The following is a 5,178-nucleotide window of genomic DNA, read 5'->3' on the forward strand; positions in this document are numbered from 1 at the left end:
ACCAGATCCCACAACTCGTCCGGCACAAGCCGCCGCGACAACGCATCCACCACGACCGAACATCATGCAACACAACCGATCTCAATGCGCCAAGAACGAATTACATCCATGTGAGACATGGTCTAAGACGACCCCGTTGGTGACCTCGGTGCTCGAGCAAGCGTTGTTCACCCGCCGCAGGACCGATTTCCGTTTCACTGCAACAGGTTTGGTTCATCACCCGACGCCGGAAGTCAATATACGTCGCTGGCTTTCACTGAAACGCTGCGAGGCTCGGGTATCGCCGGGTCCATCGGCAGCGTCGGCGATGCCCTCGATAATGCCCTCATGGAATCGGCGATCGGGCTTTACAAAACCGAGCTGATCGACCGGCGCCCGCCTTTCCCCGGCCGGGCAGAACTCGACGGGAAACGGCATCGTGGGTGCACTGGTACAACACCCAACGCCTCCACTCGGCGATCGGATACCTACCGCCGACCGAATACGAACACCGCTACCATCAACAGACCATCTCAGCCGAGGTGGCCTGAACCCGAGTCTCTACCGGATCCAGGACGGTTCACCCCGATGGGCTGAAGGCCCCGGTCGTCCTTGCGAGGCGGAAGGATTCGTGCCACCTAAAGACGGTGACAAGTGGGTCCCACCCAATGCCAGCCGACCGGGCGCGAAACACTCTGTCGTGCGGTCTATTACGGAAGAAGGCCGGCGATGCGGCCGCACCCCGTCCCCACGACTGCGATGCGCTCTCGGATCACCTGAACTATCGCGGATATCAGCACCGGCCAGTGGCGAGCCTGCGAACTCGCGGCGCACTCCGCTGAAGGTAATGCCAGCTACGCCTGAAAGTGTTTCGAATTCTGAGCCAAGGCTTGCGATTCGGTAAACCGCCGCGCGCGACCCCATGGTCGTACTCGGAACTCGCTTGGTCGGAAAGAAATAACACCAGCTCGGCAGTACGCGCGAGGGAAGTGATGAACCAGGGACGGACATGACAGTCTCCTGACGACCTGTCCGCCGATTCTCCCGCACCCAGGTTACCGGAACGGCGGCTCCACCGCCGTTGCCTCGGGCGCGCTCCCGTAGACGCCAGATGCACTGCTCGTGTCGATGTCCTCAGTTCAAGCGCGCGGGCAGCAGTTCGGCGACGAGTTCCTCGACACGGACCTTGATCTCGTCGCGGATCGGGCGCACCGACTCGACGCCTTTGCCTGCGGGGTCCTCGAGCACCCAGTCGCGGTAGCTGACTCCGGGGAAGACTGGGCAGGTGTCGCCGCAGCCCATGGTGATGACGACGTCGGAGGCTTCGACGGCGTCGAAGGTGAGGATTTTGGGTGACTGGTCGGAGATGTCGATGCCGACCTCGCGCATGGCTTCGACCGCGGCGGGGTTGATCGACTCGGCGGGCGCGCTACCTGCGGAGCGTACTTCGATGGCGTCTCCGGCGAGGTGGGTGAGGAAGCCGGCGGCCATCTGGGAGCGTCCGGCGTTGTGGACGCAGACGAACAGTACGCTGGGCTTGGATGCCATGTGCGAGTTGGCCTTTCAGCTGGTGGGGATGTCGAGCTCGGCCAGCAGGTGGCGGACGCGGGTTTCGATTTCTTCGCGGATGGGTCGGATGGCGGCGAGGTCGAGCCCGGCGGGGTCATCGAGGTCCCATTCCTCATACCGGCGGCCCGGGTAGAGGGGGCAGGCGTCGCCGCAGCCCATGGTGATGATCACGTCGGCTGCCTGCAGGATTTCCTCGGTCCACGGTTTCGGGAATTCGGTTGTAATGTCGATGCCGACCTCGGCCATGGCTTCGACCGCGGCGGGGTTGATCTGCTCGCCGGGCTCGCTGCCGCCGGACCAGGCGACGGCGTTGTCTGCGGCGAGGTGGGTGAAGAATCCCAGCGCCATCTGCGAGCGTCCGGCGTTGTGAGTGCACAGGAACAGCACGGTGGGTTTGCCGGTGTGGGCTTTGCCCTCGACCTTGGCGAGGGCGTTGAGGCGTTGGCGGGCGAAGCGTTCGGCCAGTAGCGGTAGGAAGTTCATGACGGTGGCGCGGCCGGCGAATTGGTCGTAGGAGGAGTGCAGGAACCGTTCGATGGTCTCGACGCCGAAGGTGCCGTCGAATTCTCGCTGCAGGCGGGAGGCGGCGGTTTTGAGGGCGAGTTGCTGGTCGATGGTCAGGTCGTCACGAACGTAGGTGGCGTGGGCGAGGGGGCTGTCGCTCATAGCGGTGTTCCGATGCTGAGTGGTTTGACAGGGTCAGACGGAGGGCCGGAGTTCGGTGAGCAGGTGCTGCACACGGGTGTCGATGTCGTCACGGATCAGGCGCATGCGTTCGATGCCGTCGATGCCGCGTTCGGAGGGTTCGTCGGTGTCCCAGTTCACGATCCGTACCCCGTCGACGGAATCGACGTGCGCTTCGCGGCCCAGGGTGACGACGAGGTCGACCGCGCGCAGCAGTCGCGGGTCGATCGGTTTCGGGGTCTCCTTGCGGATGTCGACGCCGACTTCCAGCAGCGACTGCACCGACAGCGCGTTGAGGCTGTCGCCGGGGGCGGTGCCGGCGGAGTACACCTCGATGCGTCCCTCGGCGGCGTGGCGCATCAGTCCGGCGGCCATCTGGGACTTGCCGCCGTTCTTCACGCACACGAACAGCACAGCAGGGTTTGCGGTCATCGCTCGAGCGCCTTTTCCTCTGCCACACTCGAAGAGACGGTCGCGGCAGTGCCGGAGGTGCCGAAGCGGGTGCGCAGCGCCAGTGAGACGTACACCAGCCCGACCAGGACGGGGACTTCGATGAGCGGGCCGACGACTCCGGCGAGGGCTTGGCCGGAGGCAGCGCCGTAGGTGGCGATGGCGACGGCGATGGCGAGTTCGAAGTTGTTGCCCGCCGCGGTGAACGCCAACGTGGTCGTGCGCTCGTAACCAAGGCCGAGCACGGCGCCCAGCAGGTAGCCGCCGCCCCACATGATGGCGAAGTAGGCCAGCAGCGGGATCGCGATCCGCACCACATCCAGCGGTTGGGAGGTGATCTGTTCGCCTTGCAGCGCGAACAGGATCACGATCGTGAACAGCAGCCCGTACAGCGCCCACGGCCCGATCCGCGGCAGCAGCGTGGATTCATACCAGTCGCGGCCCTTGGCGCGTTCGCCGAAGCGGCGGGTCAGATAGCCCGCCAGCAGCGGGATACCGAGGAAGATCAGCACCGATTTCGCGATCTGCCACGGCGAGGTGTCGATGGTGGTCTGCTCCAGCCCGAGCCAGCCGGGCAGCACCGACAGGTAGAACCAGCCCAGCACAGCGAACATGAGCACTTGGAACACGGAGTTCAACGCGACCAGCACGGCGGCGGCTTCGCGGTCTCCGCAGGCCAGGTCGTTCCAGATGATGACCATCGCGATGCAGCGCGCCAACCCGACGATGATCAACCCGGTGCGGTACTCCGGCAGATCCGGCAGGAGCAGCCATGCCAGCGCGAACATCAGCGCCGGGCCCAGTAGCCAGTTCAGCACCAGCGATCCGACCAGCAGCTTCCGGTCGCCGGTGACGGTATCGAGCCGGTCATAGCGGACCTTCGCCAACACCGGGTACATCATGATCAGCAGGCCGATCGCGATCGGCAGTGAGATGCCATCGATCTCCACCGCGCTCAACCCATCCCCGAGACTTGGGATCACGCGGCCGAGCAACAGGCCAGCGACCATCGCGACACCGATCCACACCGGCAGGAACCGATCCAGGGTCGACAGCTTGCCGACGACGGCAGTCTCGGGTTCGGTCCGCACGCTCACGCGCCCACCGCCAGCGCGCCGCCGCTGTTGATTAGCAACACATGCGAAAGGCGTTGCAACGCTTCGGGAACCACGCGGTAGTACACCCAGGAGGCGCGGCGCTCGCTGGTCAACAGCCCAGCCTCGCGCAGCACCTTCAAGTGGTGGGAGATCGTCGGCTGAGAAACATCGATGCCTTCGGACAGGTCGCACACGCAGGCTTCCTGGTTAGCGCGGGAGGCGACCACGCTCAGCAGCCGCAGCCGCACCGGATCCGACAGCGCCTTGAACACGCCCGCCAGATCGGCGGCGGCCTGGGCGGTCAGTGGCTCTCGCACCAACGGTGCGGCAGTGCACGCCTGGACCGGCGTCAACGGCAACTGAGACTTAGACATGCATCGATATTGACAGATATGGAATCGGGGGCCAAGCGAACATCTGATGAATGCTGGCGCCGAGCCGACCCCGCCGACGTCGCCGGAGAACATCGAGGAGATCCGGGAGTTGCTCGTGAACGTGTCGGGTAAAGATGGCTTCGACGAAACGACGCTCGACGTTCTGCGGCACGGCACTCCCGGAAGGACCCTGAACAACGATGCCTACCGGTTGCATCTCCCATCGCCGGGATCCCACCCGTTCGAGAGCATGGGAAGACCAGGCTATGAGGCACAGACCCGGGAATTGCTTCGACTCGGTGAGGAAAACGAGCTTCCGGACGAAGATTCCACACCCGACGATCAGAACATCCGCACCGAGCGCTGAGCGCCGGTCACTCGCCGCCGGTGGGCTCGTCAGCACACCGGGCTGCGGCGCTCCAAAAAGACCGTGTCGCGCCACTGCCCGTCGAGTTGCGCGATGCGTTCCCGCACGCCGACGGTGCGGTAGCCCGCGGAGTGGTGCAGGGCGATCGCGGCGCGGTTCTCCGGAAAGATCGAGGTCTGCAGGGTCCACAGCCCGGCTTCGTCGGCCGCGATGACCTGGCGGTGCAGCAAGGCTTTCCCGATGCCGCGCCCGCGCATCTGCTCGGCCACATACACCGAACTCTCGGCCACGCCCTCGTAACCCTCATCGCGGGAGGCGGCGCTGAGCGCGGCCCAGCCAACGACTTCGCCGTCGATCTCGGCCACCCACCGGTGCTGCGGTAACCACCGCGCCTCGAGGGTGTCCCGGCTGGGAACCTCGGTGGCGGGTGTCGCCGTGCCGGTGGCGATGCCCTCGCCGTAGATGCGGCGCACCGCCTCCCGATCGTCTGCGCGCATCTGCCGGACGGTGACGTCGGTGGGCAGGTCCTCGGGGCAGCAGGGGCGCGGGGTCAACACGCCCATGACCGCGTCGGCGGCATGGGGAAGGCCGGTGCAGCAGGCGGGGTTGACCATCACCACGGTGGAGGTGCGGTCCTTGTGGACGCGGACGAACCCGA

General features: G+C 65.4%; 7 protein-coding genes and 1 pseudogene. 2 read left to right on the plus strand and 6 right to left on the minus strand.

Annotated features, from left to right (window positions below):
* Positions 1 to 121: 121 nt before the first annotated feature.
* Positions 122 to 530: pseudogene (locus IU459_RS36505) on the plus strand (transposase); the annotation flags it as partial.
* Between the two features lie 583 nt (positions 531 to 1,113).
* Here IU459_RS36505 and IU459_RS36510 read toward each other — a convergent pair.
* The 5 genes from IU459_RS36510 to IU459_RS36530 are packed head-to-tail and all read right to left on the minus strand — an operon-like array spanning position 1,114 to position 4,153.
* Positions 1,114 to 1,527, minus strand: coding sequence for an arsenate reductase ArsC (locus IU459_RS36510; protein ID WP_195044973.1), 414 nt, complete (start codon positions 1,525 to 1,527; stop codon positions 1,114 to 1,116).
* Positions 1,528 to 1,542: 15 nt separating this feature from the next.
* Positions 1,543 to 2,214 (minus strand): arsenate reductase ArsC, encoded by a 672-nt coding sequence (locus tag IU459_RS36515; protein WP_195134152.1) that lies wholly within the window; start codon positions 2,212 to 2,214, stop codon positions 1,543 to 1,545.
* 33 nt (positions 2,215 to 2,247) lie between these two features.
* On the minus strand, positions 2,248 to 2,664 hold the full coding sequence (locus IU459_RS36520) for an arsenate-mycothiol transferase ArsC (protein ID WP_195134153.1): 417 nt from the start codon (positions 2,662 to 2,664) through the stop codon (positions 2,248 to 2,250).
* On the minus strand, positions 2,661 to 3,779 hold the full coding sequence (gene arsB / locus IU459_RS36525; protein WP_195134154.1) for an ACR3 family arsenite efflux transporter: 1,119 nt from the start codon (positions 3,777 to 3,779) through the stop codon (positions 2,661 to 2,663). Before arsB ends, IU459_RS36520 begins: the two co-directional genes overlap by 4 nt.
* A complete protein-coding gene (locus IU459_RS36530; RefSeq protein ID WP_195134155.1) occupies positions 3,776 to 4,153 on the minus strand; it encodes an ArsR/SmtB family transcription factor in 378 nt (125 codons plus the stop codon). The genes arsB and IU459_RS36530 overlap by 4 nt, the downstream gene beginning before the upstream one ends.
* Positions 4,154 to 4,199: 46 nt before the next feature.
* Between IU459_RS36530 and IU459_RS36535 the strand changes: the two genes are divergently transcribed.
* On the plus strand, positions 4,200 to 4,520 hold the full coding sequence (locus IU459_RS36535; protein ID WP_195134156.1) for a hypothetical protein: 321 nt from the start codon (positions 4,200 to 4,202) through the stop codon (positions 4,518 to 4,520).
* Positions 4,521 to 4,549: 29 nt separating this feature from the next.
* Here the strand turns inward: IU459_RS36535 and IU459_RS36540 are convergent.
* Positions 4,550 to 5,178 (minus strand): GNAT family N-acetyltransferase (locus IU459_RS36540; RefSeq protein WP_195134157.1); only part of this gene is annotated, 629 nt, incomplete at its 5' end.

Source organism: Nocardia amamiensis, assembly GCF_015477605.1.
GTDB classification, from domain to species: domain Bacteria; phylum Actinomycetota; class Actinomycetes; order Mycobacteriales; family Mycobacteriaceae; genus Nocardia; species Nocardia amamiensis_A.

Excerpts from the sequence above, each read along its gene's own strand:
- IU459_RS36535 (WP_195134156.1), top strand. The coding sequence starts at position 4,200 with ATGAATGCTGGCGCCGAGCCGACCCCGCCGACGTCGCCGGAGAACATC.
- IU459_RS36510 (WP_195044973.1), bottom strand. The coding sequence starts at position 1,527 with ATGGCATCCAAGCCCAGCGTACTGTTCGTCTGCGTCCACAACGCCGGA.
- IU459_RS36515 (WP_195134152.1), bottom strand. The coding sequence starts at position 2,214 with ATGAGCGACAGCCCCCTCGCCCACGCCACCTACGTTCGTGACGACCTG.
- IU459_RS36530 (WP_195134155.1), bottom strand. The coding sequence starts at position 4,153 with ATGTCTAAGTCTCAGTTGCCGTTGACGCCGGTCCAGGCGTGCACTGCC.
- IU459_RS36520 (WP_195134153.1), bottom strand. The coding sequence starts at position 2,664 with ATGACCGCAAACCCTGCTGTGCTGTTCGTGTGCGTGAAGAACGGCGGC.